Annotated in this window: 20 protein-coding genes and 1 pseudogene; 8 read left to right on the plus strand and 13 right to left on the minus strand. The window is 64.7% G+C overall.

Features of this window, described 5'->3' with window-relative positions; translation table 11 throughout:
- From CYJ07_RS19495 to CYJ07_RS19505, 3 genes are all read left to right on the plus strand, one after another.
- Positions 1-293: helix-turn-helix transcriptional regulator (locus tag CYJ07_RS19495; protein ID WP_156085533.1), on the plus strand; the 293-nt coding region annotated here is incomplete at its 5' end.
- Between the two features lie 98 nt (positions 294-391).
- Complete coding sequence (locus CYJ07_RS19500) at positions 392-2494, plus strand: TonB-dependent siderophore receptor (protein ID WP_104205366.1); 2103 nt, start codon at positions 392-394, stop codon at positions 2492-2494.
- Between the two features lie 197 nt (positions 2495-2691).
- The gene (locus tag CYJ07_RS19505) at positions 2692-4827 is read left to right on the plus strand and encodes a TonB-dependent receptor (protein WP_104205367.1); all 2136 of its coding nucleotides are present in this window, start codon (positions 2692-2694) and stop codon (positions 4825-4827) included.
- A gap of 74 nt (positions 4828-4901) precedes the next feature.
- Here the strand turns inward: CYJ07_RS19505 and CYJ07_RS19510 are convergent, their stop codons facing one another.
- From CYJ07_RS19510 to CYJ07_RS19555, 10 genes are read right to left on the minus strand one after another with little or no spacing between them, the layout of a single operon-like run.
- The gene (locus CYJ07_RS19510) at positions 4902-5525 is read right to left on the minus strand and encodes an RraA family protein (protein WP_104205368.1); all 624 of its coding nucleotides are present in this window, start codon (positions 5523-5525) and stop codon (positions 4902-4904) included.
- 31 nt (positions 5526-5556) lie between these two features.
- On the minus strand, positions 5557-6591 hold the full coding sequence (locus CYJ07_RS19515) for a FecCD family ABC transporter permease (RefSeq protein ID WP_104205369.1): 1035 nt from the start codon (positions 6589-6591) through the stop codon (positions 5557-5559).
- Positions 6588-7592, minus strand: a complete 1005-nt coding sequence (locus CYJ07_RS19520) for a FecCD family ABC transporter permease (RefSeq protein WP_104205370.1) — start codon at positions 7590-7592, stop codon at positions 6588-6590. Before CYJ07_RS19520 ends, CYJ07_RS19515 begins: the two co-directional genes overlap by 4 nt.
- A complete protein-coding gene (locus tag CYJ07_RS19525) occupies positions 7586-8650 on the minus strand; it encodes an ABC transporter substrate-binding protein (protein WP_104205383.1) in 1065 nt (354 codons plus the stop codon). Before CYJ07_RS19525 ends, CYJ07_RS19520 begins: the two co-directional genes overlap by 7 nt.
- 34 nt (positions 8651-8684) lie before the next feature.
- Positions 8685-10640 (minus strand): IucA/IucC family protein, encoded by a 1956-nt coding sequence (locus CYJ07_RS19530; RefSeq protein WP_104205371.1) that lies wholly within the window; start codon positions 10638-10640, stop codon positions 8685-8687.
- Positions 10637-11911, minus strand: coding sequence for a type III PLP-dependent enzyme (locus CYJ07_RS19535; RefSeq protein ID WP_197038443.1), 1275 nt, complete (start codon positions 11909-11911; stop codon positions 10637-10639). The genes CYJ07_RS19530 and CYJ07_RS19535 overlap by 4 nt, the downstream gene beginning before the upstream one ends.
- On the minus strand, positions 11908-12681 hold the full coding sequence (locus CYJ07_RS19540; protein WP_104205372.1) for an HpcH/HpaI aldolase family protein: 774 nt from the start codon (positions 12679-12681) through the stop codon (positions 11908-11910). The genes CYJ07_RS19535 and CYJ07_RS19540 overlap by 4 nt, the downstream gene beginning before the upstream one ends.
- Before the next feature lie 2 nt (positions 12682-12683).
- Positions 12684-14525, minus strand: a complete 1842-nt coding sequence (locus CYJ07_RS19545) for an IucA/IucC family protein (protein ID WP_197038444.1) — start codon at positions 14523-14525, stop codon at positions 12684-12686.
- 5 nt (positions 14526-14530) lie between these two features.
- Positions 14531-16294 (minus strand): IucA/IucC family protein, encoded by a 1764-nt coding sequence (locus CYJ07_RS19550; protein ID WP_197038445.1) that lies wholly within the window; start codon positions 16292-16294, stop codon positions 14531-14533.
- A gap of 19 nt (positions 16295-16313) precedes the next feature.
- Complete coding sequence (locus CYJ07_RS19555; RefSeq protein ID WP_197038446.1) at positions 16314-17753, minus strand: DHA2 family efflux MFS transporter permease subunit; 1440 nt, start codon at positions 17751-17753, stop codon at positions 16314-16316.
- Between the two features lie 186 nt (positions 17754-17939).
- Between CYJ07_RS19555 and CYJ07_RS19560 the strand changes: the two genes are divergently transcribed.
- From CYJ07_RS19560 to fhuB, 5 genes are read left to right on the plus strand one after another with little or no spacing between them, the layout of a single operon-like run.
- Entirely contained in the window at positions 17940-18785 is an 846-nt protein-coding gene (locus CYJ07_RS19560) for an ABC transporter ATP-binding protein (RefSeq protein ID WP_104205376.1), read from the plus strand.
- Positions 18782-19720, plus strand: coding sequence for a sucrase ferredoxin (locus CYJ07_RS19565; protein ID WP_104205377.1), 939 nt, complete (start codon positions 18782-18784; stop codon positions 19718-19720). The genes CYJ07_RS19560 and CYJ07_RS19565 overlap by 4 nt, the downstream gene beginning before the upstream one ends.
- A gap of 58 nt (positions 19721-19778) precedes the next feature.
- Positions 19779-20546 carry an ATP-binding cassette domain-containing protein gene (locus tag CYJ07_RS19570; protein WP_104205378.1) on the plus strand — a complete coding sequence of 256 codons (768 nt, stop codon included), beginning with the start codon at positions 19779-19781 and terminating at the stop codon, positions 20544-20546.
- Positions 20547-20563: 17 nt separating this feature from the next.
- A complete protein-coding gene (locus tag CYJ07_RS19575) occupies positions 20564-21433 on the plus strand; it encodes an iron-siderophore ABC transporter substrate-binding protein (protein ID WP_104205379.1) in 870 nt (289 codons plus the stop codon).
- Positions 21430-23403 carry a Fe(3+)-hydroxamate ABC transporter permease FhuB gene (gene fhuB, locus CYJ07_RS19580; RefSeq protein ID WP_104205380.1) on the plus strand — a complete coding sequence of 658 codons (1974 nt, stop codon included), beginning with the start codon at positions 21430-21432 and terminating at the stop codon, positions 23401-23403. The genes CYJ07_RS19575 and fhuB overlap by 4 nt, the downstream gene beginning before the upstream one ends.
- A 69-nt stretch (positions 23404-23472) precedes the next feature.
- Here fhuB and CYJ07_RS19585 read toward each other — a convergent pair whose 3' ends face one another.
- The 3 genes and pseudogenes from CYJ07_RS19585 to CYJ07_RS19595 form a co-directional block, all read right to left on the minus strand.
- Entirely contained in the window at positions 23473-25569 is a 2097-nt protein-coding gene (locus tag CYJ07_RS19585; RefSeq protein ID WP_104205381.1) for a TonB-dependent siderophore receptor, read from the minus strand.
- A 213-nt stretch (positions 25570-25782) separates the two neighbouring features.
- On the minus strand, positions 25783-26394 hold the full coding sequence (locus tag CYJ07_RS19590; protein WP_104205382.1) for a superoxide dismutase: 612 nt from the start codon (positions 26392-26394) through the stop codon (positions 25783-25785).
- A 200-nt stretch (positions 26395-26594) separates the two neighbouring features.
- A pseudogene (locus CYJ07_RS19595) lies at positions 26595-26744 on the minus strand (electron transfer flavoprotein subunit alpha/FixB family protein); the annotation flags it as partial.

A 26744-nucleotide genomic window follows, 5' to 3' on the forward strand; every position in this document is an offset into this window, starting at 1 on the left:
TCCGTCGGCAGTTGCATGAGCATCCCGCCCAGCCTCACAGCCTCACGGCCCTGGCCGAGCAAGCAGCCATGAGTCCGGCCACCCTGCGACGCAAGTTTCAGGCCGCGTTCGGTTGCAGCGTCTTCGACTATCTGCGCGATCGGCGCCTCGATGTTGCGCGTGAAGCGCTGCTGCAGGGCTCGAGCGTCGAGCAAGCCGCCCACCTCGCCGGCTATCACCACGCCAGCAACCTGGCCACCGCCTTTCGCCGTCGCTTCGGTTATTCCCCGAGTTCCCTGCGCCACTGCGAATGAGCGTCGCGCACAGGCGTCTGAGCGTCGCGCACACCATGAGCCGGCCTCAAAAGACAATAATTCTCATTCTTTTGAAACGCCTCCGCAGAGGAACCGTCATGCCGACACCGAACCCGCTGACACTGGCCGTCTCGCTCGTGTCCGTCTTCACTGTGCTCACCGCTCAGGCCGAATCAGCTCAGAACATGCCTGCCGATGAGCTGGACACGCTGACCATTACCGGTCAGGCCGCCACCAAGACCGAGACGCCGTTCAACGAGACGCCTCAATCCTTCTCGGTCATCGAAGACGATGAGTGGGAAATGCGTGGCGCTCGCAGCGTCCAGCGGGCCATGGACTATACCCCGGGAGTCTTCACCAACCAGATCGGCGCTTCGAATCGCTTCGATTACCTGGTACTGCGCGGTTTCTCCGACGGTAGTCTGAGCAATACCTTTCTTGATGGCCTGAAATTGATGGGCGATACCAATTCACACAGCTCGATGAGCGTCGACCCTTGGTTCCTCGACAGCATCGAGGTGGTCCGCGGACCGGCTTCGGTACTCTATGGCCAAGCCTCGCCCGGCGGGGTCGTCGCGCTCAGTAGCAAGCGACCGCAGTTTCAGCAGGCGGGAGAGCTGCGCTTCACGGCAGGCAATAACAGCCAGCGCAGTGCCGCCTTCGACCTGACAGGTCCTCTCGGTGCGAGCCAACGCGTCGCTTACCGTCTGCTGGGCCTGGCCCGGGCCGCCGACACCCAGTTCGGTCCCGTCGAGGAAGAGCGCTATGCCATTGCCCCCTCGCTGACCTGGGACATGACGGATGCGACCAGCCTGACGCTCAAGGCCTATCTGCAGAAGGATCCCGAAGGCGGCTACCACGCAGGCTTGCCTTACGAAGGCACCGTTATCGATCGCAATGGCCAACGCATCGCAAACGACTTCTTCGAGGGCGAAGATGAATACGACAAGTACGAGCGCACCCAGCGCATGCTGGGCTACGAGCTGGAGCACCGCTTCGCTGATGCCTGGACCGGACGCCAGCGCCTCAACTACCTGAATTCGGACGTCGAGCTCAATCAGGTCTATGCGTATGGCTGGGCGCCAGGTAGCGACAGCGAACTGGCCCGATACTATTCGGGCGCCGACGAGTCGCTGGAGGCCTGGACATTGGACAACCAGCTCGAAGCCCATCTGAGAGGTGGTTTCATCGACCATACGCTGCTGGTCGGGGCCGACTACCAGCGGCGTGACAATCGCGTGGCATGGCCCTCAGGCGCATTTCCCAGTATCGATGCCTTCGATCCCCAGTACGGTGCCGAGCCCATCGCCATCGCTCCGGGCTCACCGCAGGATCACGCGCTCAGGCAGACCGGCATCTATCTTCAGGACCAGATGGGCCTGGGCGACTGGCGCCTGACGCTGGGGGGGCGTCATGACTGGGTCGACATTTCCAATACCGATCTGACTACCGATGCCAGCAGCGAACTCGACGACACCCAGTTCAGCGGCCGCGCCGGTCTGCTCTATCTGTTTGCCAGCGGCCTCGCCCCTTACGTGAGCTACTCCACCGCCTTCACGCCGACCAGTTTCGTCGACGCCAATGGCGATCTCCTGGCGCCCATGGAAGGCAGGCAGATCGAAACCGGGCTGAAGTATCAGCCACTCGGCACCCAGGATCGCTACAGCATTTCACTTTTCAGGATCAATCAGGAGAACGTAGCAACCAAGGAACAGCCCACCGATCCCTACCGTGCCGTAGGCGAGATCGAGTCGCAGGGGCTGGAACTGGAAGCCAATGCTCAGCTCACCGATCGGTTACGGCTTCAGGCGGGCTACAGCTACACCGACATTACCTACAAGCGCAGCGATGACGGTAACGAGGGGAACCATGCCATCTATGCCCCCCGCCACCAGGCCAGCCTCTGGGGACACTACGCCTTCGACGGCGGAAGGCTGGATGGCTTGGATGCCGGTCTCGGGATCCGCCACTACGCCGATATCTACGCCGATCGCGCCAACACCGCCAAGGTGCCCGAATACACGCTGATCGATGCCACCCTGGACTATGACCTGAGCCGAGCCGGTTTCGATGGCATGAGCGCCCGGCTCAACGTCTCCAACCTCACCGACGAAGAGTACGTCGCCTCGTGCAATTCGCTGGAGTTCTGCTACTTCGGCGCCGAGCGCAGCGTCAGCGCCACCCTGAGCTATGCCTTCTGACAGCACGCGAAACAAACGAAGCGAGCGCCCGGTAACGCCGGGCGTTCGCTATTGAGCGGTCAGCTGGAAGTCGACGTGTCGGGCCGATGCGTCTTATTGATGTTGCAAATAATAAGAATTATCATTGGGCTTCATTCAATAAAAGCCTCGCCCCGCGTCGAGGCCCGACACTCCACACCTAGCAAGGGAATCGCAGCATGACCCACCCCACGAAGACGCGCATCGCCTGGCTGATGCCGGCGCTGCTCGGCTCCACCCTACCGAGCCTGGTCCACGCCCAGTCCACCGCGGACGAAACGGCCACGGATCTCTCCCCGCTGGTGGTCAGCGCCACCCGCAACCGCAGTGTCGCCGGCGAGACGCCACAGAAGGTCACCGTCATTAGCCGCGAGCAGATCGAGCAGCAGCTGGCCATCACCAGCGACCGCGGCCAGATCCTCGGCAACCTGATCCCGGGATATTCCGCCAGCCGTCAGAAAATGACCAACTCCGGTGAGACCTTTCGAGGACGTGCCCCACTTTATCTGATCGATGGCATTCCCCAGTCGACCCCAGTGCGACCGGGGGCGAGGGATAGCTACACCATTGACTTGGACATGGTCGAGCGAATTGAGGTACTACATGGCGCCAGCGCAGAGCATGGCCTGGGAGCCACAGGCGGGATCATCAACTTCGTAACCCGTCGGGCCGAGCCGGGCGAAATCAATCAGATCGCTGCGGCAAGCCTGACTACAGGTGATAGCTTCGATTCTGCAGGGCTAGGCAATAAGCTACGCTACCAAATCGATGGCCAAAGGGATCGCTGGGATTACCTCGCCGCCGTGACACGACAGGAACGCGGAGTGTTTCGCGACGCAGATGGTCGTCGCATCGGTATCGACAACACCCAAGGCGAAGTTCAGGATTCAACAGCGTATAACCTCTTTGCTCGATTGGGGTATTGGCTCGACGACAATCAGAATATTGAGTTCGCTCTCAATCACTTCAACTTGGAAAACCATGGTGACTACGTCCCAGTGGAGGGCAACCGGAGCCGTGGCATTACCACTTCGGCACGACGCGGTAACCCACCGGGCGACCCCGCTTATAATGAATCCACTACCGCTAGCTTGTCCTACACACATGCCGACTGGTACGGCAACGAGCTCGATGCCAAGGTCTATCGGCAGCGCTTCGAGGGGCAGTATGGTGGCGCCAGCATCATTCCGACCTTTCAGGATCCGGCCATTGCGCCTCCTGGTACTTTGATCGACCAGTCGCGCAATGAATCCGATAAGCTGGGTGCCAAGTTGACCCTAAGCCGTGACGGCTTGTTCGACGATCGACTTACTATCACTACTGGCCTCGATCTGTTGCAGGATGACACTCAGCAGTTGCTGACACAGACCGACCGCGAATGGGTTCCGGAAACACAATTCCGCAATGCCGCTGTCTTCGTACAGGGAAGCTTCGACGTAACCGATGCCCTGACCCTGCACTCGGGGATACGTCATGAGTATGCTGAGCTAGATATTGACACTTATCAAACCATTGCTTCGGCTAACGGTGTCACCGTCGAAGGTGGCAAACCCAGCTTCGATGAAAGCCTCTACAATTTTGGCTTTGTTTATGAATTTACCGATTGGGCTCAGGTATTCGCCAATTACTCCGAAGGTTTCGGCCTGCCTGACGTCGGCCGCGTGCTACGCGGCGTCAATGCGCCAAGCGATGTCGACACTCTTTTCGAGCTTGAGCCGATAGTCACGGATAACCGCGAGGTCGGCACTCGACTGAATTGGGATCGACTCAGCGTCGAACTGAGCTACTACGAATCAGATGCTGAGCTGGGCGAACGCCTGTCTGAGGAAGGCGGCACCTTTGTCAGTAATCGTGAAAAAAGCGAAATCCGAGGTGTCGAGTTGAGCAGCAAGCTGGCTCTCAACGATGCGCATGGCCTTCACTTGGCTTACGCCTGGAGCGAGGGCAAAACCGACCGTGATGGCGATGGCACGGTTGAGAGTGAAATGGGAGGCATCAATATCGCACCGGAGCGTGCAACATTGGGCTGGAATGCCAGTTGGACCAATGAACTGAGCAGCTTTGTCCAGGTCAGTCACTACTTCGATTCCAGCTTCGATGACCAACCAGATAATCTCGGTGAGTTCGATGGCTATAGTCTGGTCGATGCCGCCGTGGCCTATCGACTCCCTGTCGGCCAGATGAGCCTGGGTATCGATAACATGTTGGATGAGCAGTACATCACCTACTATTCCCAGACTGCTCGCGACGGCGACGATCAGTACTTCGCCGGCCGCGGTCGTACCTTCACTCTCGGTTATAGGCTCGAGTTCTAAACGCCTGCCCCGACGGGGCCTGGCTTACTGTTTGGCGGCGCCTTGTGCGCCGTCTTTTTCGTTGCTCGCCCTCCTCAGCGCCACCACTCGGGATACGCGGCCTGAAGCTCCCGGCGCCGCGCCGCCTCGCCGGCCTGCTTGTCGAGCGCGGGTGCCAGCAGCGCCTCGGCACGTGCCGGGGTGAGCGCGAAGAGGCCGTCGTCATCGCCAATCATCAAGTCACCCGGGAGGATCGCCACGTCATCGATGGCGACCGGCACGTTGACTTCGCCCTCGAGGTCCAGTGCGCGGGTAGTCAATGGGCTAGCGCCCCGGGAGTAGACCGGCAGCGGCAAGCGGGCGAGCTCGGCCGTGTCGGTCACACAGCCCGAAGTCACCACCCCTGCCAGCCCCTTGCGCAGCGCCGCATAGGTTCGAAGCTCGCCCCAGCAGGCGCGCCGCTCGTCGCCGGTCACGTCGATCACCAGCACGTCTCCCGGCTCGGCCAGTTCCAATGCGCGACGAATTGCGCTGCCGTCGAGGTGCGGAATGCGCACCGTCAGCGCATTGCCCAGCAGTCGCGCTGGACGTCGCACGGGAACCAAGCCGGCGATCGCTCCGAAGTCGGTGAGATGTCCCAGGGTGGAAGTCGCCACCTCCCGGTAGCGAGCAAGCAAGTCGGGCGAAGCCCCCTCGACTCGGGGACGAATATCGAACATGTCGGATCTCCTTGCGTCGCTCCAGCGCCGGTCAGGCACGCCAACGATAGAGCAGGTAGACGAAGAACGGCGCCCCGATACCGGCAACGAAGATGCCCGCCGGCAGATCGCGGGGCAGGAACGCGAGGCGACCGAGCAGGTCGGCATGCAGCAGAATCAGCGCGCCGACCAAGGCACTCGCCGGCACCAGGCCGGTATGGCCACGCGTCACCAGTCGTCGCGCGATGTGAGGTGCGATCAGGCCGAGGAAGCTCAACCCACCGGCGAATGCCACTGCCGCGCCGGACAGGGCCACGGCGAGCAGCAGCAACGATAGACGAGTGCCGCGTACGGCACTGCCGAGTCCTGTGGCCAGGTCGTCGCCCAGCGCCAGCACGTCCAGGTGACGCGCCAGCCCCAGCGCCAGGGGCAACCCCAGCACCGCCCAGGGAGCCAGCGCGGCCACTTCGCGCCATTGAGCGGCATAAAGGCTGCCGGTCAGCCACATGTAGGCCTGCATCGCCGTGGTATCGGGGCTGAGCACCAGGATCAGAGTGGCGGCGGCTCCCAGGGCAGCAGCCAGACCGATGCCAACCAGCACCAGCCTGGCCGGCGTCACGCCGCGCCCGGCCAGGGCAATGATGCCCAGCGCCACCAGCAGCGCGCCGCCCAGCGCCGCCAGCGGCAACCAGGCCTCGCCAAGTGCCGTTCCGCCCAGCGCCAGGAAGGCGACCGCCGCCAGGGAAGCCCCGCCGGTGATCCCGATCACGTCCGGCGAGGCCAGGGGATTGCGCACCAGCCCCTGCAACAGCAAGCCGGCCACGCCCAGGCAAGCCCCCACCAGGATCGCCAGCATGATTCGTGGCAGGCGAATCTCGTGCACGATCAGGGCGATATCGCTGCGCTCGGGGAACAGCAGCGCCTCCAGCACCGCCGAGGGCGGCGTGGCCTGGCTGCCAAGGCCCAGGGATACCAGGGCGCTGATAACGAGTGCCAGCGCCAGCAGTAGCGTCACCGTCAGGGTGCGACGATCGAGGCGAAGCGATAGCCGCCCGTCGACGGCTCGCAAGACCATAGAGCGACTCATGGCGCCAGGCTCCGGCGACGAGCGAGATGAAGGAAGAAGGGGGTGCCGAGCAGCGCCGTCATCACGCCTACCGGCACCTCCTGAGGCGGTATCACGAAGCGCGCCAGCGTGTCGGCGCCGAGCAACAGGCCCGCCCCCAACAGTGCGCATCCCGGCAGTACCCAGCGATGGTCGCGGCCGAACAGGGCTCGTACCATATGCGGCACGATCAGCCCCACGAAGCCGATCATGCCGGCTAGCGCCACGGCGCCACCGGCCAGTACGATGACTGCCGCCCCGGCCAGCAACTTGACCCGGCCGGTGCGTTGTCCCAGCCCTCTGACCACCTCCTCGTCCAGCACCAGCAGGTTGAGCTGTCGCACAAGAAACAGGCAAACGCCGGCGGCGAACAGGAAGAAAGGCAGCAACGGTGTCATCATCTCGAGTTCGCGCCCCGCAACGGAGCCCGCCAGCCACAGCAACAGGCTCTCGAAGCGCTCCTGATCGATGATCAGGAGTCCCTGGGCCAGCGAGACGAACAGCGCCGTGACCGCCACACCGGCCAGCACCACGCGCACCGGCGAGATGCCCCCACCCCGCTCGCGCCCCAGTAGCGCAACCAGCAGAGCGGCCACCAGGGCGCCCAAGAAGGCCACCCAGGCCAGACCCAGCGGTGAGCGTATGGCGAAGAGCGTGCTGCCCAGCACCACGAAGCACATGGCCCCGGCATTGATGCCGAGAATGCTCGGTGCCGCCAGGGCGTTGCGGGTCAGGGTCTGCATCAGGGCGCCGGCCACCGCCAGGCTAGCACCCACCAGCGCGGCGATTGCCGCTCGGGGCAGGCGCTCGGTCCACACAATCAGATGCTGCGTCGAACTCGGGTCGGGCGCGAGAAACGCTTTCAGCAGCACGGCCGGCGCAATCTCGGTCGCACCCAGCGCCAGGCTGGCCAGGCCGGTGGCGAGCGCCAGGGCCGCCGTCAGTAGCAGGCCCATAAGCTTGGCGGCAGGGCTCGTCAGCACGTCTCGCCCTCTCCGTGTAGACGCTCGTCGCCTTGTCGCTCCGCGACCCGTGAATCACGTTCCTGGTTGTTCGAATCCTGGCCACTTGGGGGATCTGCGCTGTCTGTATCCCGCCTATCGCTCGAGTCCTGCAACCCGTAGTGTACGTAGAGTTCGTCGAGCAGACGGTTGGCCGCCAGGATCCCGGCCCCCATGCTCCAGACTACAGGATCGACCTGATAAACCTGTCCCCGCTCAACCGCCCCGAGGCTTTGCCATAGCGGGTGCGCCGTCCATTCTCGATGGAGTTCGGCCACCGCCGGGTCGTCACGCATGAAGACGAAAATGGCATCGGCCTCCATGGCCGGCAGGCTCTCGCGGCTGACCAGCTTGACGCCCCACCCGGCCCCTTCCTGGCCCTCGGGTCGGCGGAAGCCGAGCTGATCGAGGATGCGCCGGGCGAACCCATCGTAGTAGAGGCGCACGTGATCGCCTCGAAAGCTGACCACCGATACGCTCTGGGGCCAAGCGTCGCCCAGCCGGGCCGACACGCGGCAGCGGAAGTCTTGGACCCGCTCCCGCCAGGCCCCGAGCAGCGCCTCGGCCTGTCGCTCGCGCCCCGTCGCTTCGCCCATCAACCCGAGCATGGCCTCGAAGTCGTGGGCGGTATCGGCAATCACCGTCGGGGCGATGCGCGACAACAGCGGGTAGACGCCGGCGTGGCGATAGCGGACCCCGACGATCAGGTCGGGCGCGAGCCCCGCCACCGCCTCCAGGTCGGGCTGAGTCTCCAGGCCCAAGTAGCGCACCCCGGGCGGCAGGCTGTTGCGCAGGTAACGGTACATGGGCCGCTCCAGCCAGGACTCGATCACACCCACCGGGGCGAGGCCGAGCGCCAAGGCGCTATCCGTAGCGCCCTGATAGAGCGTCACGATGCGCTCGGGCGAGCCTTCGAGACGCGCCTCGCCCAGGGCATGCTCGACGCTGCGCGTCGCGCCGGCGTTCGCCGGCAGCCATAGGCTGCAGACCACCGGCAACGCCAGGACGATGAAGCGACGGCAGGACAGCGAAAGGCCCATGAGAATCATTCTCTGCTGCAGGATACGGCGCTCTTTATACAGGTTCGTCGTCGACAACGCACGCCCTGGCCGTGCTGCGTCCGGCCAGCGCCTTGGCATGGAACGGATTCGGCAGGCTGGATTTTCCCGAGGGCATGCTGCCGGGCACACCCTGCTGCTCGAACAGCGGCCGCAGCACGCTCTTCAGGGGCCAGCGCGGCGAGGCGAATAACACCTCATGCAGGGTTCGTCGCTCCTCGTCATCGAACGCCAGAGCGGCGATCCGCGCTTCCAGCCGGTCCCGCATCTCGAGCCACAGCAGTGCCTCCTCGATGGCGCAATGCCGCACCAGAGCTTCGATGATCGCCAGCAGATTGACTTGAATGCCCAGCGTCTGGAGATAGAACAACAGGTCGCGCGGGGTGTCGTTGTAGAGGCTGTTCGAGTAGCCGGGGCGAATCCGGTAGGCCGGGTCGTCGATCCCATGGCGATCGAGCCAGGGCCGATGGAGGCGCACCGAATCGTGATCGCGCAGCAGCAGGCCCTCGATACGTCCCGCACGCCACACCAGCACCGCATTCTGGCCATGGATTTCCGGCATCACTCCCAGGCGATAGAGTCTCAGAACGATGTCGAAGAAGGTCTCGCACAGTTCGCCGAACAGACCGATGGTGGCCGTCGACCCCGCTCCCAGCCCGCGATACTGACGCCACTCGTCGAAGGGATGCCCCTCGGGCCGCCCCAACTGCGCCAGCGAAACGCCCAGTGCGGCCATGGGGATCAGGCGCACCGCCGGGTCATCGACCAGCACAGCGGGGTATTCCCGCACCATTGCCCCCAGGTGGCGCGGGGGATCGTCGAACAGCCCACTGCCCGACGGCAGGTAGGACCACCAGCGCCGCTCGTCGCACAGATGCAGCCGAGCCTGCAGCACCGGGTCCTTCGCTCTTGCCTGTTCGAGCAGTGTCTGTCCGCTCTCGCCGTTGATCAGTTTCACCGCTGGTAGATAACGCGCCGCTCCCAGCGAGAACACTGCCATTGGCAACTTCAGATGAAAGCGACTCTCGATCAGAGGTGCCAGCGAACGCAGCGACGAGGTGGCCCGAAAATCCCCTGCCGCCGTCTGCAGCACCACCCCCTCCTTCGCTTCCAGCATTTCGCCAAGATGCCGGGGCAGACCATGCTCTAGCTGCCAGGGATGCACCGGCAAGGCCAGGTAGTCCGCACTGGATAGCCCGCGCCTCGCCATTTCCGCCTCGAGTTCGCCGCGCTGCGCATCATTCAGCACTAGCTGGGTCGGCTCCAGGGTCTCGTCATCCCCGCTGCCGCAGGCGAGACACTCCCGTCGCATGGCGAGCCAGCGCAGGCGGATGGGTCGATCGAACTCCGCCGCATAGCGCCGATGACCGTCCTCGTCGAGCCCCTCCTTGGCCTTGGCCAGAGGATGGAAGGGACGATCACGCAAGGCGGCACGCCGTTCCAGGACGTGGAAGCCCGCTGCCGTCGGCATCGCCAGGGGGGTATCCAGCGGTGCCATCTCGGCGATCGACTGGCGCATTTGCCACAGGCTGGTGGCCAGCAGCCGGCGCACGTTGGCCACCCCCGGCTGAAGGCGCTGTTCGGCGTCCAGGCAGTTCGCCTCGACATACACCAGCAACTCGTCGGGCTTCAGACGCCGCCATTCGGTGACAGTGCCATCGGTACCATAGCGAGCCGCGAAGACGCCGATGCCGGCGACGTGGCGACGCGGCGGCAAAATGGCGGCGCCTAGCGGAATGAGTAGCGCTTGCCCTTGCCGACGGTCGACCCACCAGCGCAAGCAGTCGGATCCCCGCGGCCAGCCCAGCTCCATGGGAATCGTTGGCGGTGCCGGCCAGTCGATGGGCTGGTCGTCGAGAAAACCCTCGGCCAGCAGGGTGTCGATGAGATCACCCATCACGCGCGCCTCGGCGAGGCATCCGGCGGCGTCGGCGGTCGTTTCGACCGCCGGGGTTTGGGCGAATAACGTCATGTTGCGCGCTCCTCGTCGCCGCGGCGACGGCCAATGAAGAGATGTCGGGGGTGGGCATGGCCCAGGAAATCGTGATGCGAGATGGTCCAGCCGTAGGCGCCGGCTCGATGGAACAGCACGACATCACCCACTCTCAGTCGCTCGACCGGTATGTCCGTGGCGAGGACGTCCTTGGGCGTGCAGAGCTCCCCCACCAGGGTCACTCGTCCTTTCGCCAGGGTCGGGCGCGCGAAGGGATAGGGCCAGACATGGCGGGGAATCACCTCGAAGGGGTGATCGTGGTGCCAGGAAGCGGGCAGGCGGAAGTGGTGGGTACCGCCTCGCAGAACGGCGAAGTCGCGCCCGTGGCTGCGCTTGAGGTCGATCACCTCCGCCGCGTAGTAACCGCAGAAGGCGACGATGTAGCGCCCAGGCTCGAAGATCAACGCCGCTCCGGGCAACGGTTCGGCGTCCAGCACCGGGCCCAGCTCGTCGAGGAAGGCGGTCCAGTCGAAATCAGGCCGCTCGTCATAGGAAACGCCGAAGCCACCGCCGGCATCGACGCAGCGGATTTTCAGGTCGAAGCGCTCCGCCCAGTCCCGCACGCGTGCCAGGTAGGTCGCCACCAGTTGCGCATGCAGGCGGGCATCGAGGTTGTTGGAGATCGAATGCATATGGAAGCCATCGAGGCGCAGTACCGGGCTGCGCCGTGCCTCCTGGATCGCCTCCTCCACCTGGGGCTCGTCGATGCCGAACTGGGTAGCCCGCCCCGCCATGGTGACGGTGGCCTCGGGAAGCGCATCGTGCAGGTTTACCCGCAGCAGAATCGGTACCACCAAGCCGCGGCGCTCGGCGATCAGCTGCAGCCGGCGCAGCTCGTGCAGACTCTCCACGTGAATACGCTCCACGCCCAGATCGAGGGCCTCCTCGAGCTCGGCATCCTTCTTTCCCGGGCCGCCAAAGAGAATCGGGGCGGTATCGCTCACCTCGCGAATGCACCGTATCTCACCGATCGAGGCGGCTTCGAAGCCGGCGACCAGGGGAACGAGCGCCTCGATCAGGCGCCGATCGGGATTGGCCTTGACGGCGTAGTAGAGCCGACACCGCTCCGGCAGCCCTTCCACCATGGCGCCGACATGACTGCGCAGCGCCTCGAGGTCGTAGAGAAAGGCGCAGACCGGCTCGCGCCTGCCGTCAGAGCCGGGTTCGTCCAGCGTCGCCAGGCACCGAGCGATAGATGCCGAGGGTGGACACCACGGGGCCGGAGCGGAAAGCGTCGCCATGATCGTCATGGGGTACCCTCCCGATAGGGAGCCAGCTTGGCCTGCAGGGCGCGGAAGGCCGTGCCACGCTCGTCGCCCAGCACGAAGGCGCACACGCCCCGCTCGCGCCAATAGTCGCGGCGCGCCTCGCTACGCGGAATCGCACAGAACGGCACCTCCGCTCGGCGGCAGGCCTCGTGGATACGATCCAGCGCTGCGGTCACGGCGGGCGCCTCGGTCTGCCACGGCAAGCCCAGCGACTGCGACAGGTCCGCCGCGCCCTCAAGCACCATGTCCACCCCCGGCACGCGCAGGATGGCCTCCAGGTTCTCGACCCCTTGGCGACTCTCGATCATCGGCACCAGCATGAGCGCCTCGTTGGCACGCTCCAGATAGGCGCTCAGGTCCTCGGCCCCGAAGCGTGCCGGACGACCGCCATTCATGCTGCGCCGCCCCAACGGATGGAAGCGCAGGCAGTCGTTCAGCGCTTCCACCGCGGCGGGCTCCTCGACGTTGGCCAGCACGATGCCCCGCGCCCCGCCATCGAGCAACGGAATCACGCTGGCCGGATCGGGCCGCGCCACCCGCACCAGCGCGGTGAGCCCGGAGAGCTCCGCGGCACGCAGCATGTGCTCGACCGTCTCGGGGTTCACCAGGCTGTGCTCGGTGTCGAGTATCACGAAATCGAAGCCCGCCTGGCCGATCATCTCGACGGTAACGGCCGCGGGAATGGAGGCGAACAAGCCGATGACCGGCTCGCCTCGGTCCAGTTTCTGCTTCAGGCGGTTGGGTGTCAGCATGGTCACTCCCCGGCGGTCCGAAAGGGATGGAGAGGGTTGTCGCGCTGAGCAAAGCGCTTCTCTCCGTCGCCGAACAAGCGCCGCCGTGTCAACTCCTCGATGCTTACGGTCTCGGTGAATAGATCGAACAACGCGAAGCGTTCCTTCAGGCCCGGATGCGCCGCCTGGTAGGCATGGACGGTCTCGGCGGCCATCGCCCAGAAAGTCGCCTCCGGCAAGCCGTAATGCTGTTCCAGGCAGAGGCAGAGTTCGGTCAGGCAGATGAACACGAAGGCGTCGTAGGTGAAGTCGCGCACTTCGTCGGCGGCGTCGGTCTGGATGTAGGAGTTGCGGTTGACCGCGGCGTGGCTGGCCGGCTCCGGTACCAGATCGGGCGCGCGCCCGGGCTCGGCCAGCAATGGCAAGCTGTAGCGCACCCCATCGTGAAAGTCCTTGAGTGCGATGCGCTCCGGCCAGCCGTCGCGATGGACGAGGAGGATATTCTGACCGTGGGATTCCAGGCCGATGCCGTGAGCGTAGAGCATGTGAATCAGCGGCGTCACCGTGACCTCCAGCAGTCGCTGGGTCCAGGGCTCCACGCCATAACGACGCACCCAGCCGTCGAGCATCGGCGCACCCGAGCCGGCCAACTGGGTCAAGCCGTTGAAGGACAGCGCGCGCTCGCCCGGCTGCAGGTAACGATGCAGGCTTTCCCGCCACACTGCCCCCAGGGTGCCGTAGGCCAGCGCTCGCCGCGGAGCGGCGAGACGCGAGACGTCATAGGCCACTCCCAGCACTTCACGCAGAATGATCACGCCGCATCGCCGAGCCGTGACGTCCCGCGCCACCAGGTCGTGGAGCCAATCGCTGATGCGCGCGCTGTTCTCTACGGTGTGGGCGGCCAGGATTCGGCTGGTGGAGGTGTTGGTGATGCTCAACGCCAGCTTGAGGCTCGACCGCTGGGGCCGGCTGGCGTTGGCCAGGGTGCGGATCGACTGCTGGGCACGATAGTCATCGTCGGCCTGGCCCAGGCAAACGAGCCTGCCCGAGGCCAGTTCGGCCTGAAAGGTCGGCAGGATGACACGGGACCACTGCCAGGGGTGAACGGGCAGGAAGGCATAGTCCTGGGCCCGACATCCCGCCGTCACGAGCTGTTGACGAAAGCGCGCCAGGGCCGCTTCACCCAGCTCCTCGCGCAGAAAGGTACCGAGTGCGACCGAGGCGGAGATCGACAACCGGCAGTCGGTGCGAGCCACGGCCAGCCAGATCGGACGTATGGCCTGCCGGAACTCCGGGCCGTAGCGGGCGTTGTCCTCCAGCGAGAAACCCAGGCGCGACTTGTAGCTGGGATGATAGGGGTGGCCCTCCTGCAGCCACCCTTCCCAGGCGTCGTGGTCCCAATTCAGGTCCGGCGCGGTCGGCATGCCGCTCATTGCCCGCGACTGCGCATCCTTGAGCAGGGTCTGCTGCAGCTCGTTCATGAAGTCCGGCAGGCGCTGTGAAGGCACCACCTCGGCCAGCACCTCGCCGAGAAAACACGCCAGGGTCGCATCGCGTCGGCTGCCGTCCGCTGCCTGACGCTGTACGGGCCGCAGCGCCAGGCATACCCGGCCGAAGCTCGCCTTGCGCTTGCCCAGGGCGACATAGCGCACCTCGCTCCCGTCGGCATCGCGCCCCATGAGGGCCAGCGAATGCCACCCCTCCGGCCCGGCCGCCGTCTCCTCGACAACCGGTAACACTGCCTCGAAGATCAGTCCCTGAATCAACTGGCGCAGCACGCGCTGCTCCGCTCTGGCATAGTCCGGCGATGCGGGCAGCTGCCCGTAGTCGATGCCCGCAATGGGTGGCTGAAGGATCGCTTCCATGTTTCTCATCCGGCTCGCTTGATGGGGTTGACGACGTCGATGAACAGCGGGGTGTCGCCGCGCTGTCGGAAACAACTGAGGAGATTGGCCTTGGCCGGCCAATGATCGGCCTGCAGTAATTCCTCGGCAAAAGCCGCCAGGCGGGCATTGCCGGCACCACGCAAACCCTGTAGACAAGCTCCCACCCGACGCCAGAAGCCGTCCTCTGCGACGCCGAGGTGGCTGGCCAGGGCGTGCACGACGCCGCCGAGCTGATTGACGCAGAAGTAGTACTGGGTGCGGCGCCAGGCCACCTCCGGCGAATAAAGCAGCGGACTCCCCTTGGCGATGCCCAGGGCAGGCCACCAGGGCGCGGCCGTGACCCAGTCGCGATCCAGGCTCACCCCCTCCAGGTCGCGGACGAACAAGGTGCGCGGCCAACCATTCTCCAGGCCGAGCAGGACGTTCTGCAGGTGCGCCTCGAAGCTGACGCCGGTGCGGGCCAGGATGCCCAGGATCGGCACCAGGGATATCTCCAGGTAAGCCTCGAACCACCGGTACAGATCCACCTCGCCATCGGCCCCCTGACGAATCGCCGCGATCAGCTTGGGCTCGGTCTCGCCGGGATACGGCTCCAGTAGCGACGCCAGCACACAGGCGTGACGCGCTTCGGTCGGCATCGGCCGGTACAGGGTCGTGAACGCGGGGATGCGATGGGCGGCCAGCGCCGGGTGTGCGCGGCTCAACGTGCGATAGCCGGTCTCCATCACGACCCGGAACGCATCGCTTTCCAGGTCGTCACGCAGGTGTTGGATGACACGTGCCGCATCGAGGGTGCGGCGCGCCTGCTCGAGTGTGTTCTCGCGAATGAGATTGGTGATCCGCACCTGGAGCGGCAGCTTGTAGCCATGGCCGGTTTCGGGGATCCAGACCGAGCGTACCGAGGAGGTGGGATAGGCCAGAGGCCCCAGGATACCGAGATCGACGAGCAGCTCCTCCTTCAGCAGCGGACGTATGTCCGCCTGGGTCAGCAGATAGCCTGCCTGCCAGGGATGCATGGGCAGGATGGCGTAGTCGGCACGAAGATTGCCGAGCCGCTGACGAGCCGCGGCCAGCACCGTATCGGCCAGACCGGTATCGGGGGTGCCGAGCCAGGCCTCCTCCATCAGGGTGCGATGCACGGCCACGTAGCGCAGGCGGAAACAGGCGCCACGCTCCGGGCTGAAGTCGTCGAAGGCGCGCCGCTCGGCCCCCTGGGAGCATTTGGGAAACGGATGGAAGGGGTGCCCGAGGTAGAGCGACTGTTCGGCGCCGATGAAGTCCGGCGCCGAGAGCGGCGCCTCGGCATGGCGCCGGTGGAAGTCGTCGAGGTGAGCGGCCATCCGAGTGAAGCTGTTATTGATCTTGTCGCGCATGTCCCAGAGCCGCAGCTCATGGGTATTGTCGGCCGTGGGCGATCCCAGCGCCTCGAGCAGCCGCTGGATGATGTCCTGCATGTCCAGCGGCACCACCCTGCCCTGCTCGTCGCGCAGATAGAAGGCCGAGCCATAGCGATGCTGACCCGACAGCGAGAAATAGCGCAGCGTGCCGATCAGCTCGCCCTGAGGCAGGGTCAGGCAAAAGGGCTCGCCTGCGTCGAGCAGCGAGGCGGCGAGGCCGGTGTCGGATCGGCGCGGGTCGCTGCATCCCGTCTCACGCAGGTAGCTGTTGAGCAGAGCGCGAAGACTGGCCTCCTTGGCCAACAAGTGGCTGGCGTAGGAGGGACAGGTCGCGTGCGGACTCGGCAGCATGACAGGACGCGCCTCCGCGTCACTTTGGGGAAGTCTGGGTAGCTCGATGTGTGTCATGGGCTGGCGTTACCTCACGGCGGTTGGAGGGAAGCGACAACGCCAGGGGCGTCGCCACGAGAACCAGGACGGCCAGGGCCAGGAAAGCCTCGCCCAGCGCCGCCATGCCGGCCGCACCGACCTCGGCGCCTTGTGCCAGGTGCCGCGTTCGGCTCAAGTCGTGATGCAGGGCGAGGAGCACGACGCCCAGCGAAGATGCCAGGCGACGGCACAGATTGTTCATGGCCGAGGCCTGAGCGATATAGCGATCCGACAAGGCGTTGAGCCCCACCGTGGTGACCGGTAGATAGCCGAAGCCCAGTCCGATCCCACGCGCCGCCATCAGCGCGCCGATCAACCACAGCGGGGCCTCTCGTCCCAGCGCGGCGAGGCCCAGCAGTGCAGCCGCCGTTACTGCCATGCCGAAGACCACGACATAGCGCGCCTTGCCGCGATCCAGCAGGCGGCCGGCCCACGGCGAGCAGATGGCGGCGACCAGGGCGGTGGGCAGGAAGATCAGGCCGGTGGTCAACGGGTCGTATCCCAGGACGTGCTGCATCCAGATCGGAATCAACAACAGGCAGCCGAAAGTGACCACGGCCTGGGCGCAGGCGAGTAGCACGCTTACACGGAAGGGCCGGACGGCGAACAGGTCGAGATCCAGCAGCGGATGCGGCGTGTGTCGCTCGACGTTCACGAAAGCCGTCAGCAGAAGCCCCCCGGCGAGCAGCGGGCCCCAGCGCATCATCTGATGCAGGTCAGCTGGCGAGGTGATACCGGCCAGAGCGATCAGCACGGCCCCCACTCCCAGCGTCACCAACAGGAAACCGGGCAGGTCGAAGCGGCGCGCAAGATCACGCCGCTGCGCCTCGAGATAGCAGTGGCCGCTCAGCAAGCCCAGGACGGCGACGGGCAGGTTCATCAGAAACAGGGCTTGCCAGCGACTCACTTCCAGCAGCAGCCCGCCGAGGCTGGGGCCCAAGGCCGGCGCGATCATCACGGCGAAACCCCAGACGCCGGTCACCCGACCGCGCCGATCGAGGGGCCAAGCAGCAAAGATCAGAGGCAGAGAAAGAGGAATCATCAGGCCCGCGGCAACGCCCTGCAGACCTCGCGCGGTCAGTACCCATGTCAGCGTGCCGGCCAGGGCGCCGAGCAGGGAAGCGACGAGAAACAGCCAAAGACCAAACAGGTAGAGGCGATGAGCGCCCCAGCGCTCGGCGAGGAATCCGGTCAGCGGCATGGTCATGCCCATGGCGACCAGGAAAAGCGTCATGACCCAGCTGGCGCGCGCTGCACCGGCATCGAAGACACGCATCAGCTCGGGAATCGCCAGATTCAAGGCGCTGTTATTGAGACTGACGGTAAAGGTCCCCAGCAGCACGGTGATCAACACCGGAACAGCTTTCTCCCTGGACGACATGGCACCCATCCCTGTAATCGATGGCTCCCCTAACGCGATCGGAGCCTGATGACATCGACGAGGCTGCCACAGCCGAATCTCATATGCAAACAATTCTCATAAGCATTAGTAATCGTATGTAAATATCGCATCGCAAATGGGAAGCTCTTATACTGTGCACATCCTTACGACGACTCGGCAGCGCTTATGCTCTCTCCTCCGCAATGCCACGCCTCCCGCCTTCAGGGAGAAGGCCTGACTGCCGGCTACGAAGGTCGGCGGGTCATCGACGGGGTGGATTTTCGTGTCGCTGAGGGTCGGGTCACGGCCCTGCTGGGCCCCAACGGCAGCGGCAAGTCGACGCTGCTCAAGACGCTCGCTCGCACGCTGACGCCACAGCAGGGCCGCGTGCTGCTCGACGGTCACGACATCCATCGCTACCGCACTCGCGAGGTCGCCCACCGCCTGGGCATCCTGCCCCAGAGCCCCACGGCTCCCGAAGGGCTCACGGTGCGCGAGCTGGTCGGCATGGGGCGTTTTCCCCACCAGCGCCTATGGCGGCAATGGTCGACGCAGGACGAGCAGGCGGTGCGAGAGGCCATGACCACCGCCCGTGTCGCCGAATTCGCCGAGCGTCCCGTCGACGCGCTCTCAGGCGGGCAACGCCAACGCTGCTGGATTGCCATGGTACTGGCCCAGCAGACCGACCTGATCCTGCTCGACGAGCCGACCACCTACCTCGATCTCAAGGTGCAGGTCGACTTGCTGGAACTACTGGTGAGACTGGCTCATGACCGCGGCCGCACGCTGCTGGTGGTGCTGCACGATCTCAACCTGGCGGCCGCCTATGCGGATGTGCTGGTGATGATGCGCAACGGCCGCATCGAGCAATGCGGTTCGCCCGAAGCGGTGTTCACCGCGACCAACCTGAAACGGGTTTTTGACCTCGATGCCGAGGTGATGCGCGCCCCGAACACCGGTCGGCCGATCTGCATCCCCGCGCTGGGCGGCATCGGCATGGCGGCCGCGCAGCCGCAGGAGGTATTGGCATGAGCGCAGTCCAGCGCTTCTGCGCCCGCGAGAGCGCCGCACTGGGCGATCCCTTGGCGGGCAGCGCCGCCCATGCCGAGCACAACCTGCTGCTCAGTTGGCCCCGCGCCAAATGGTGCCGCAGCCTGCGCCGGGCCAGCGACATGGCCGCCGAAGTGACCGAACGACTCGAAGCCATCGCCGGCTCGGGCCGGCGGGTGAATCTGATCCATCGCCGCGACTGGGACGAATGTCGCCACCGCGCCTACTTGATGCCCGAGAATCGTCGCTTCGAGATCCCGCGCAGCGAACTGCCGCTCTTCCTGGCCGCGCTGCAGGAAGACAAGCCTCTCGCCCATTGGGAAATCGCCCCTCCCGTGGGCCCGGTGCTGCTGTGCTGCACCCACGGCAGGAAGGACAAGTGTTGTGCAAAGTTCGGCTATGCCACCTACAAGGCCTTGGCCGAGAGGGTCGATGCCGGCCGTCTACCCGTCGAGGTGTGGGAGAGCACTCACCTCGGCGGCTGCCGGCTGGCAGCCAGCGCAGTGGTCTTTCCCGCCCTGCGCAAGTACGGCCGCATCGTCGCCGAGGACGCCAGACCCTTGCTCGAATGCGAGATGGCGAACCGGCCCTACCTGCCTTGCTATCGCGGCGACTCCCGACTCAGCCCACTGCAGCAGTGCGCTCAGGTTGCCGCGCTGAAATGGCTGGCGGCGCGCGGGATCGCGGCCGAGGTATCGGTCGCGGAGCCGGACGGCGACGGCTCGGTCGATCAGAGTCGGTTATGTGTCGACTGGCATACGAATAGCCGTTCGGGACGCCTCGAGGTGAGCTGCGAGCAGGACTCGTTGCAGCGCCACGACACCTGCGCCGATATCGTCGCGGGTCCGCCCACGACAAGCCGGGTCTGGCTAGCCAAGCACGTCGCCGTCGTCGAGGCGGTTTCGACTTCGCATTGATAACTCTTATCGTTCGCTTTATGGTAGCGATCCCGCTCCAGACCGCCGGAGACAGTTCATGTTCGAGTTAAGCCGCGTCGGCTTCGATATTGACGGCCGGACGCTGCTCGCCCCCTCCGATCTCACCTTCGACGAGGGGCGCGTGCACGGTCTCATCGGTCACAACGGGTCCGGCAAGTCCACCCTGCTCAAGCTGCTGGCCCGCCAGCAAGCGGCAAGCCATGGCGAGCTGCGGCTCGACGGCCGCCCCGTGGAAACCTGGGGTCAGCGCGAGTTCGCCAGACGCGTGGCCTATCTGCCGCAACAACTCCCTCCCACCGAGAGCCTTACCGGTCGCGAGCTGGTGGGCTTTGGACGTTACCCCTGGCGGGGCCTGATTGGGCGACACGGCCATAAGGACCGTGAAGCCGTCGAATGCGCCTTCGCCATGACCCATACCGAGCGCTTCGCCGACCGTCTCGTCGACACTCTCTCGGGCGGCGAGCGTCAGCGGGTCTGGCTGGCCATGCTGCTGGCTCAGGGCAGTCGCCTCCTACTTCTCGACGAACCCTTGGCGGCACTCGACGTTGCCCATCAGGTCGAGGTGCTCGCCCTGATCCGCCGGCTCAGCCGCGAACTCGGGCTCGGCGTGGTGATTGTGCTGCACGACATCAACATGGCGGCGCGCTACTGCGACCGACTGGTCGCCCTGCACGGCGGCCGGGTGCTCGCCGACGGCACGCCGGGCGAGCTGATGACCGACGCCACGCTCGAGGCGATCTACGGCATCCCGATGCAGGTAGTGCCTCACCCTACCGAGCCGTGTCCGCTCGCCGTCGTCGTCTGAATCATCGGGAATCGCTCATGCCTTCACGTCTGCGCCCATCGCGGCGGCTCACCGGTCTGCTCTACTGGCTGTGGCTGGTCACCGTCCCCGCGGCTGCCGAGGGTGGCCTCGTCACCCTCGACTGGACCCTGGCCGAGACGCTAGTCGCACTCGATGCCCCACCCCGCGCGGTCGCTCAGGTCGATGATTATCACACCTGGGTACAGGCCCCCCCGTTGCCCGATACCGTGATCGACCTGGGCCTGCGTTCCCAGCCCAATCTCGAGCGATTGGCATCCCTCGCCCCGGATCGCATTCTTATCTCGCCGATGTTCGCCAATCTCGCGCCGCGTCTTCAGCGCATCGCCCCGGTGGATTTGCTCACGCTCTATACGCCTGGGCGCGACAACTGGCAGGAGATGCTCGAACTGACCCGCCGACTCGGTGAGTTGGCGAATCGGCCCGAGGCCGCCGAGCGGCTGATTGCGGATACCGAGGCGCGTCTCGAGACCCTGCGCCAGCGCCTGCCCGCCACTCCCTCCCCTCTCCTCGTCGTGCAGTTCATGGACGCTCGACATGTGCGCGTCTTCGGTGGCAACGGCCTGTTCCAGGCGGTGCTGGAACGTCTCGGGGTGGAGAATGCCTGGCAGGGCAACACCAACGCCTGGGGCTTCTCGCTGGTTCCGCTGGAACGCCTGGTGTCGATCGATGCGCGGCTGGTGGTGGTAGAGCCTTTTCCGATCGGCGTCGAGGAGCAACTCGCCGACAGCGGGCTATGGCAATACCAGCCCAGCGTACGTGATGGCAGCTGGGTCGCCCTGCCACCGGTGTGGAGCTTCGGCGCCCTGCCCTCGGCGCAACGCTTCGCCGAGCTGATCGTCACCGCTCTGACAGGAGGGGCCGCATGACGACGAGGCTTTGGAATCGCTTCGGGCCACTGGCGGCCTGCCTTCCGCTCGCACTGCTCGTCACGTTGGCCATCCTGATACAGCTATCGGCGTCGGGTCTCGACCAAGGACTTCGCGCCCTGATCAGCGTCGAACCGCTCACTCCCGACGCCTTGATGCTGCACTACAGCTGGTGGCCACGCCTGACAATCTCGCTGCTGGCCGGCGGCGGATTGGCGCTTGCCGGCGTGCTGATGCAACAGGTGCTGCGCAACCCGCTGGCGGCTCCCACCACGCTGGGCGTGACCAACGGCGCCAACCTGGCGCTGCTTGCCACCACGTTGTTCACCCCGGCGCTGCTCGCTATCGGACGCGAGTGGGTGGCCCTGGCCGGCGGCGGCGGCGCCATGGGGCTGGTCTTCGCCCTGGCCTGGCGCCGAGCTCTGGCACCGGTAGTGGTGGTGCTGGCGGGTCTGGTGGTCAATCTCTACGTCGGCGCACTCTCCATGGTGCTGCTGCTCTTCCACCAGGAGGAGCTCAAGGGACTGCTGATCTGGGGGGCCGGCTCGCTGGCTCAGAACGGCTGGCACGACGTCGCCTTCCTCGCACCGCGACTGCTTATCAGCGGCCTGGCAGCCTGGTTGCTGCTGCGTCCCCTGGCTCTGCTCGAGTTGGACGACGCCAGCGCCCGCAGCCTCGGCGTCTCACTCAAGCATCTGCGCCTGGCCGGCCTGGGGCTTGCCGTATTCGTCAGCGGCTGCGTGGTGAGTGTCGTCGGCGTGATCGGCTTCATCGGCCTGGCGGCCCCCAACATCGTGCGTCTGGCCGGCGCACGCAGCCTTGGTGCTCGCCTCGTCTGGTCGACGCTTCTCGGCGCGCTGTTGCTGGCGGGAACCGATCTGCTGCTACAGCAGTACAGTCAAGCGCTGCCGACCCTGATCCCGACCGGCGCCATGACCGCTGCGCTCGGCGCCCCGCTGCTGCTCTGGCTGATTCCCCGCCTGCGCCTCAGCAGCGGACCACCTCGCGTCGTTTCCGCCTTCGTTCACCGCCATCCCGCTCCGGGCAGGCTGATCCTCTGGCTCGGCTTGGCACTGCTACTGGCCGCGCTCGTCGCCCTTGCATTCGGTCAGGTCGAGAGAGGCTGGTCGATCAGTCTGGACTGGCAGGTGCTCGAATGGAGGACGCCGCGCGTGCTGGCGGCAGCGGCCAGCGGCGTGATGCTCGCCGTGGCAGGCACCTTGCTTCAGCGCCTCACTGCCAACCCCATGGCCAGCCCTGAGCTGCTGGGCATCAGCGGCGGTTGCGCCATTGCCCTGATGGCGGGGATCTTCCTGCTACCGGCGCCGAGCAACCTCGCTCTGGTCGGCATCGGCACGCTCGGCGCGCTTGTCACCATGGCGCTGCTGATAATCATCAATCGGCGTGGCGGCTTCCTTCCCGAGCGGCTGTTGCTAACCGGCGTTGCATTTACCTCCCTGTTCGACGCCGTGCGCGCCATCGTACTGGCCGGCGGTGACCCACGCGGCCAGCAGGTAGTGGCCTGGCTCTCGGGCTCCACCTACTATGCGGATCTCCCCACCGCCATTGCCGTGTCCGTCGCGGCGCTGCTGCTTGCTCTGGCCGCGCGCCCCTTCGTGCGCTGGCTCGACATCCTTCCCTTGGGTCAAGCCACAGCCTCGGCGCTGGGAATCCGCGTCGAGCGCGCCCGGCTGGCGCTGCTGGGGCTGGTCGCGTTACTCACCGCCGCAGCCACGCTGGTGGTCGGCCCGCTCTCCTTCGCCGGCCTGCTGGCCCCACACATGGCGCGGCTGGCGGGCTTTCATCGGGCTCGCTGGCATCTACTCGGAGCGGCCATTATCGGTGCCCTGCTGATGGTGATCGCCGACTGGCTGGGCCGGCAGTGGCTATTCCCTAACGAGATTCCCGCCGGGCTGGTCGCCTCGCTGATCGGCGGCGCCTACTTCATGTGGGGGCTGCGGCGGCTCTAGTCATTCCGGCCGCCCAAACGCACAGCGCCCGGCCAACTGGCCGGGCGCTGTGCGTCTTGCATGATGGAACTACCAGCGGTAGCTGAGGCTGCCGATTACGCTGCGTGACTCGCCGTAGTAGCACCAATACTCGCAACCGCTTACGTACTCTTCGTCGGTGAGATTGTTCACGTTGAGCTGAGCCGTCCAGCTCTCATTGATGTCATAGCTCACTTTGGCATCGTAGAGCGTGTAGGAAGGAACTTGCGTATCGCTGTACTGCGGTGAGTCGACGCTATCGCCCACATAGCGCACCCCTCCGCCGACGCTCAGCCCTGCCAGGGTACCAGCGTCGAAGCCGTAATCGAGCCAGAGCGAGGCTTGGTGACGCGGGATCAGGCCGGCTCGGAGATTCGTTGCTTCCGGACTGATATCGACTCGGGTATCCGTGTAGGTGTAAGCCGCGGTCAGTTGCAACTGTTCGGTCAGGAAGCCGACGCCCTCCAGCTCGAAGCCCCGCGAGTGGCGCTCCCCGCCCTGTCTGTTGCTGGCCTGGCCGCTGGTGTAGAGAGTATTGCTCTCTTTGAGATCGAACAGCGCAGCATTCAGATAACCATCCAGCCAATTCGGCGCGAACTTGACCCCAAGCTCCCATTGCTCGCCTTCACTGGGAACATAGGCATTGCCATCCGGGTCGCTGCCGACCTGGGGGCTGAAAGATTCGCTGTAGCTCAGATAGGGCGAGATACCGTGATCGCCCAAATACATGATCCCGCCGGTGAGCGAAAGCTGCGAGTCGTCGAACCCCTGATCGGGGCGCCCTTCGGCGCGATTGGTCACATCGACGCTATCGTGCCGAAGCCCCGCCAGCAGTATCCAGCGGTCATATAGGCGCAGCTGGTTCTGCGCGTAAAGGCCGATCTGCTCCTTGCCCTCGTTATGCTGAGTATCTAAAGAGGCCGGTGTGTAATTGCCATATTGCGGGTTGAAGAGATCGATAGGGCCGATGACTGCACTGTTTTCACCGCTCCGATAATCCACATCGAGTTTCTGATAATCGACGCCAAGCAACAACGTATTCTCCGTGCTCTCGGTATACCAGTTACCCACCAGGCGATTGTCCACGGTAAAGGCATCGTAACTCCCGTCACGATAGGACAGGCCGCGTCCGGCTGTCCTGCCATCGATCATATATGAGGCGTAAACGCCACGCAGCAGCAGGTCGAGTTCGCTATAGCGCAGGTTCTGCTGGAACTCCCACGTATCGCTGACCTCGTGCTCCAACTCGTAGCCGAGCGACAGTTGTGTCAGCTCCCGCCGATCGTAATCCGGCTCCCCCAGGTTCGTGTCTCGCGGTACGCGGCCGAACGGCGTGTCTTCTACCGTACCGTAGGGCAGGAAGAAACCGTTGGTCGGCGTACCATGGTCACGCATGTAACTACCAAGGAAGGTGATCTTGGTGGCATCGCTCAGGTCAAGTGAAAGGCTGGGGGCCAGGTAGACACGCTGGTTGTCGGTGCCGTCGAGTTCGCCATCGCCTTCGCGAAACAGCCCTACCATGCGGTAGCGCACATCGTCGCGCTCGCCCACCGGCCCTGAACTGTCGATGCCCAACTGACGGTGCCCCTTGTTGCCGCCCTGCAGCTCAAGCTGACCTTGGGCCTCCTCGGTGGGTCGCTTGCTGATGGCATTGACCACTCCGCCCGGAGGCGCCTCACCGTAGAGAATCGAGGCCGGTCCCTTGAGAACATCGATGCGCTCAAGCCCGAAGGGTTCGGTCTGCCACCAGAAATAGCCTCCCTCACGGAACAGGCGAAGCCCGTCCTGGTAGGTGGAGTCTTCGCCATTGAAACCGCGCAAGTAGAACCAGTCGGCCTTGGTATCGCGGCCAAAGGGCGCCGAAAGCACACCGCTACGATAACGCAAGGCTTCGTCGAACTTGGTGACCGCGCGATTCTCCAACTCCTCCTCATCGATCAGCGACATGGAGCGTGGGGTTTCCAGCGCCGGCGTGTCGACCTTGAGTGCCGTGCCGATGACGACCACGGTGTCCATTTGCTCGGCTTCCTCCTGGGCGGTGGCGAGCAAGGGGGTGACGACAAGGGCACCAGACACCGCGAGGCCAAGGGCGCCACGAACGGCATGGGTGAGCGGATGGGCAGTGAGGGCGATGGATGAGCGTGACATGCTGTGTCTCTAACGGGTTGGAGAAGCCGTGGTAGCCAGCGAAGCGGCACGAGACACATGGTAATACTTATCATTAACTAATTAAAATACAATCGTTAGCATTTGCTTGATCCTGCTCATATGTCTGTGTCATCGCTGACCTGCCAAAGCAAACGCCGCAGCCATGGGCTGCGGCGTTCGACTGGTCCCGTTGGGTTGCTTTTCGCTACGCCATCAGGAAGTCGCTTCCTGGTAGCGGCGCTCCACGTCGTCCCAGTTGACCACGTTGAAGAAGGCGCTTACGTAGTCGGGACGCTTGTTCTGGTACTTCAGATAATAGGCGTGCTCCCACACGTCCAGACCCAGCACCGGGGTATTGCCATGCATGTGCGGGCTGTCCTGGTTCAGTGTGTTTTCCACCACCAGTTTCTTCTCGGGCGTCACGCTCAACCAAGCCCAGCCGCTACCGAAGCGGCCCAGGGCCGCCTTGGTGAAAGCCTCCTTGAAGGCATCGAAGCCGCCCAGCTCGCTGTCGATGGCCTGGGCCACCCTGCCCTGGGGCTGACCGCCACCGTTCGGTGACATCATCTGCCAGAACTTGGAGTGGTTCGAGTGGCCGCCACCGTTGTTGATGACCTCCTGCCGCTTCGCTTCAGGCACCCGATCGATGCTGGCCATCAGCTCGTCTACCGGCACGTCTTCCAGTCCGGTGCCCTCCAGGGCGGCATTGAGCTTGTCGACGTAGGTCTTGTGGTGACGCGAATGATGGATTTCCATGGTCATTGCGTCGATGTGTGGCTCGAGCGCGTCATAGGCGTAAGGAAGCTCGGGCAGTGTATGCGGCATATTCGCTCCTCCATGAAGGCGATTGAGTTCAGGGACGTTCGTCCACGACTTCAACCATCTAGCATGGCAAAAGCTGGCGCTTGACGCTAATAGCGAAATTGAAATTTCGATATAGCCAAGTCTAATGAACGGCCCATAGCGAGTGTCAGTACGCCGAAAGCCGGCTCCATCGAGCCGGCTTTCAAGGCATGAGTTCAGGCTTACAGCTTGCTCTCCAGCTCCGGCAGGATCTGGAACAGGTCACCGACGAGGCCGTAATCCGCCACCTGGAAGATCGGCGCCTCCTCGTCCTTGTTGATCGCCACGATCACCTTGGAGTCCTTCATGCCGGCCAGGTGCTGGATCGCCCC

Origin of the sequence: Billgrantia saliphila (genome assembly GCF_002930105.1) — a bacterium.
In the GTDB taxonomy this organism is placed as follows: domain Bacteria; phylum Pseudomonadota; class Gammaproteobacteria; order Pseudomonadales; family Halomonadaceae; genus Halomonas; species Halomonas saliphila.

Coding starts and splice junctions, on each gene's coding strand:
- CYJ07_RS19500 (WP_104205366.1), top strand. CDS start 392: ATGCCGACACCGAACCCGCTGACACTGGCCGTCTCGCTCGTGTCCGTC.
- CYJ07_RS19505 (WP_104205367.1), top strand. CDS start 2,692: ATGACCCACCCCACGAAGACGCGCATCGCCTGGCTGATGCCGGCGCTG.
- CYJ07_RS19510 (WP_104205368.1), bottom strand. CDS start 5,525: ATGTTCGATATTCGTCCCCGAGTCGAGGGGGCTTCGCCCGACTTGCTT.
- CYJ07_RS19515 (WP_104205369.1), bottom strand. CDS start 6,591: ATGAGTCGCTCTATGGTCTTGCGAGCCGTCGACGGGCGGCTATCGCTT.
- CYJ07_RS19525 (WP_104205383.1), bottom strand. CDS start 8,650: ATGGGCCTTTCGCTGTCCTGCCGTCGCTTCATCGTCCTGGCGTTGCCG.
- CYJ07_RS19530 (WP_104205371.1), bottom strand. CDS start 10,640: ATGACGTTATTCGCCCAAACCCCGGCGGTCGAAACGACCGCCGACGCC.
- CYJ07_RS19535 (WP_197038443.1), bottom strand. CDS start 11,911: ATGACGATCATGGCGACGCTTTCCGCTCCGGCCCCGTGGTGTCCACCC.
- CYJ07_RS19540 (WP_104205372.1), bottom strand. CDS start 12,681: ATGCTGACACCCAACCGCCTGAAGCAGAAACTGGACCGAGGCGAGCCG.
- CYJ07_RS19545 (WP_197038444.1), bottom strand. CDS start 14,525: ATGGAAGCGATCCTTCAGCCACCCATTGCGGGCATCGACTACGGGCAG.
- CYJ07_RS19550 (WP_197038445.1), bottom strand. CDS start 16,294: ATGCTGCCGAGTCCGCACGCGACCTGTCCCTCCTACGCCAGCCACTTG.
- CYJ07_RS19555 (WP_197038446.1), bottom strand. CDS start 17,753: ATGTCGTCCAGGGAGAAAGCTGTTCCGGTGTTGATCACCGTGCTGCTG.
- CYJ07_RS19560 (WP_104205376.1), top strand. CDS start 17,940: ATGCTCTCTCCTCCGCAATGCCACGCCTCCCGCCTTCAGGGAGAAGGC.
- CYJ07_RS19565 (WP_104205377.1), top strand. CDS start 18,782: ATGAGCGCAGTCCAGCGCTTCTGCGCCCGCGAGAGCGCCGCACTGGGC.
- CYJ07_RS19570 (WP_104205378.1), top strand. CDS start 19,779: ATGTTCGAGTTAAGCCGCGTCGGCTTCGATATTGACGGCCGGACGCTG.
- CYJ07_RS19575 (WP_104205379.1), top strand. CDS start 20,564: ATGCCTTCACGTCTGCGCCCATCGCGGCGGCTCACCGGTCTGCTCTAC.
- fhuB (WP_104205380.1), top strand. CDS start 21,430: ATGACGACGAGGCTTTGGAATCGCTTCGGGCCACTGGCGGCCTGCCTT.
- CYJ07_RS19585 (WP_104205381.1), bottom strand. CDS start 25,569: ATGTCACGCTCATCCATCGCCCTCACTGCCCATCCGCTCACCCATGCC.
- CYJ07_RS19590 (WP_104205382.1), bottom strand. CDS start 26,394: ATGCCGCATACACTGCCCGAGCTTCCTTACGCCTATGACGCGCTCGAG.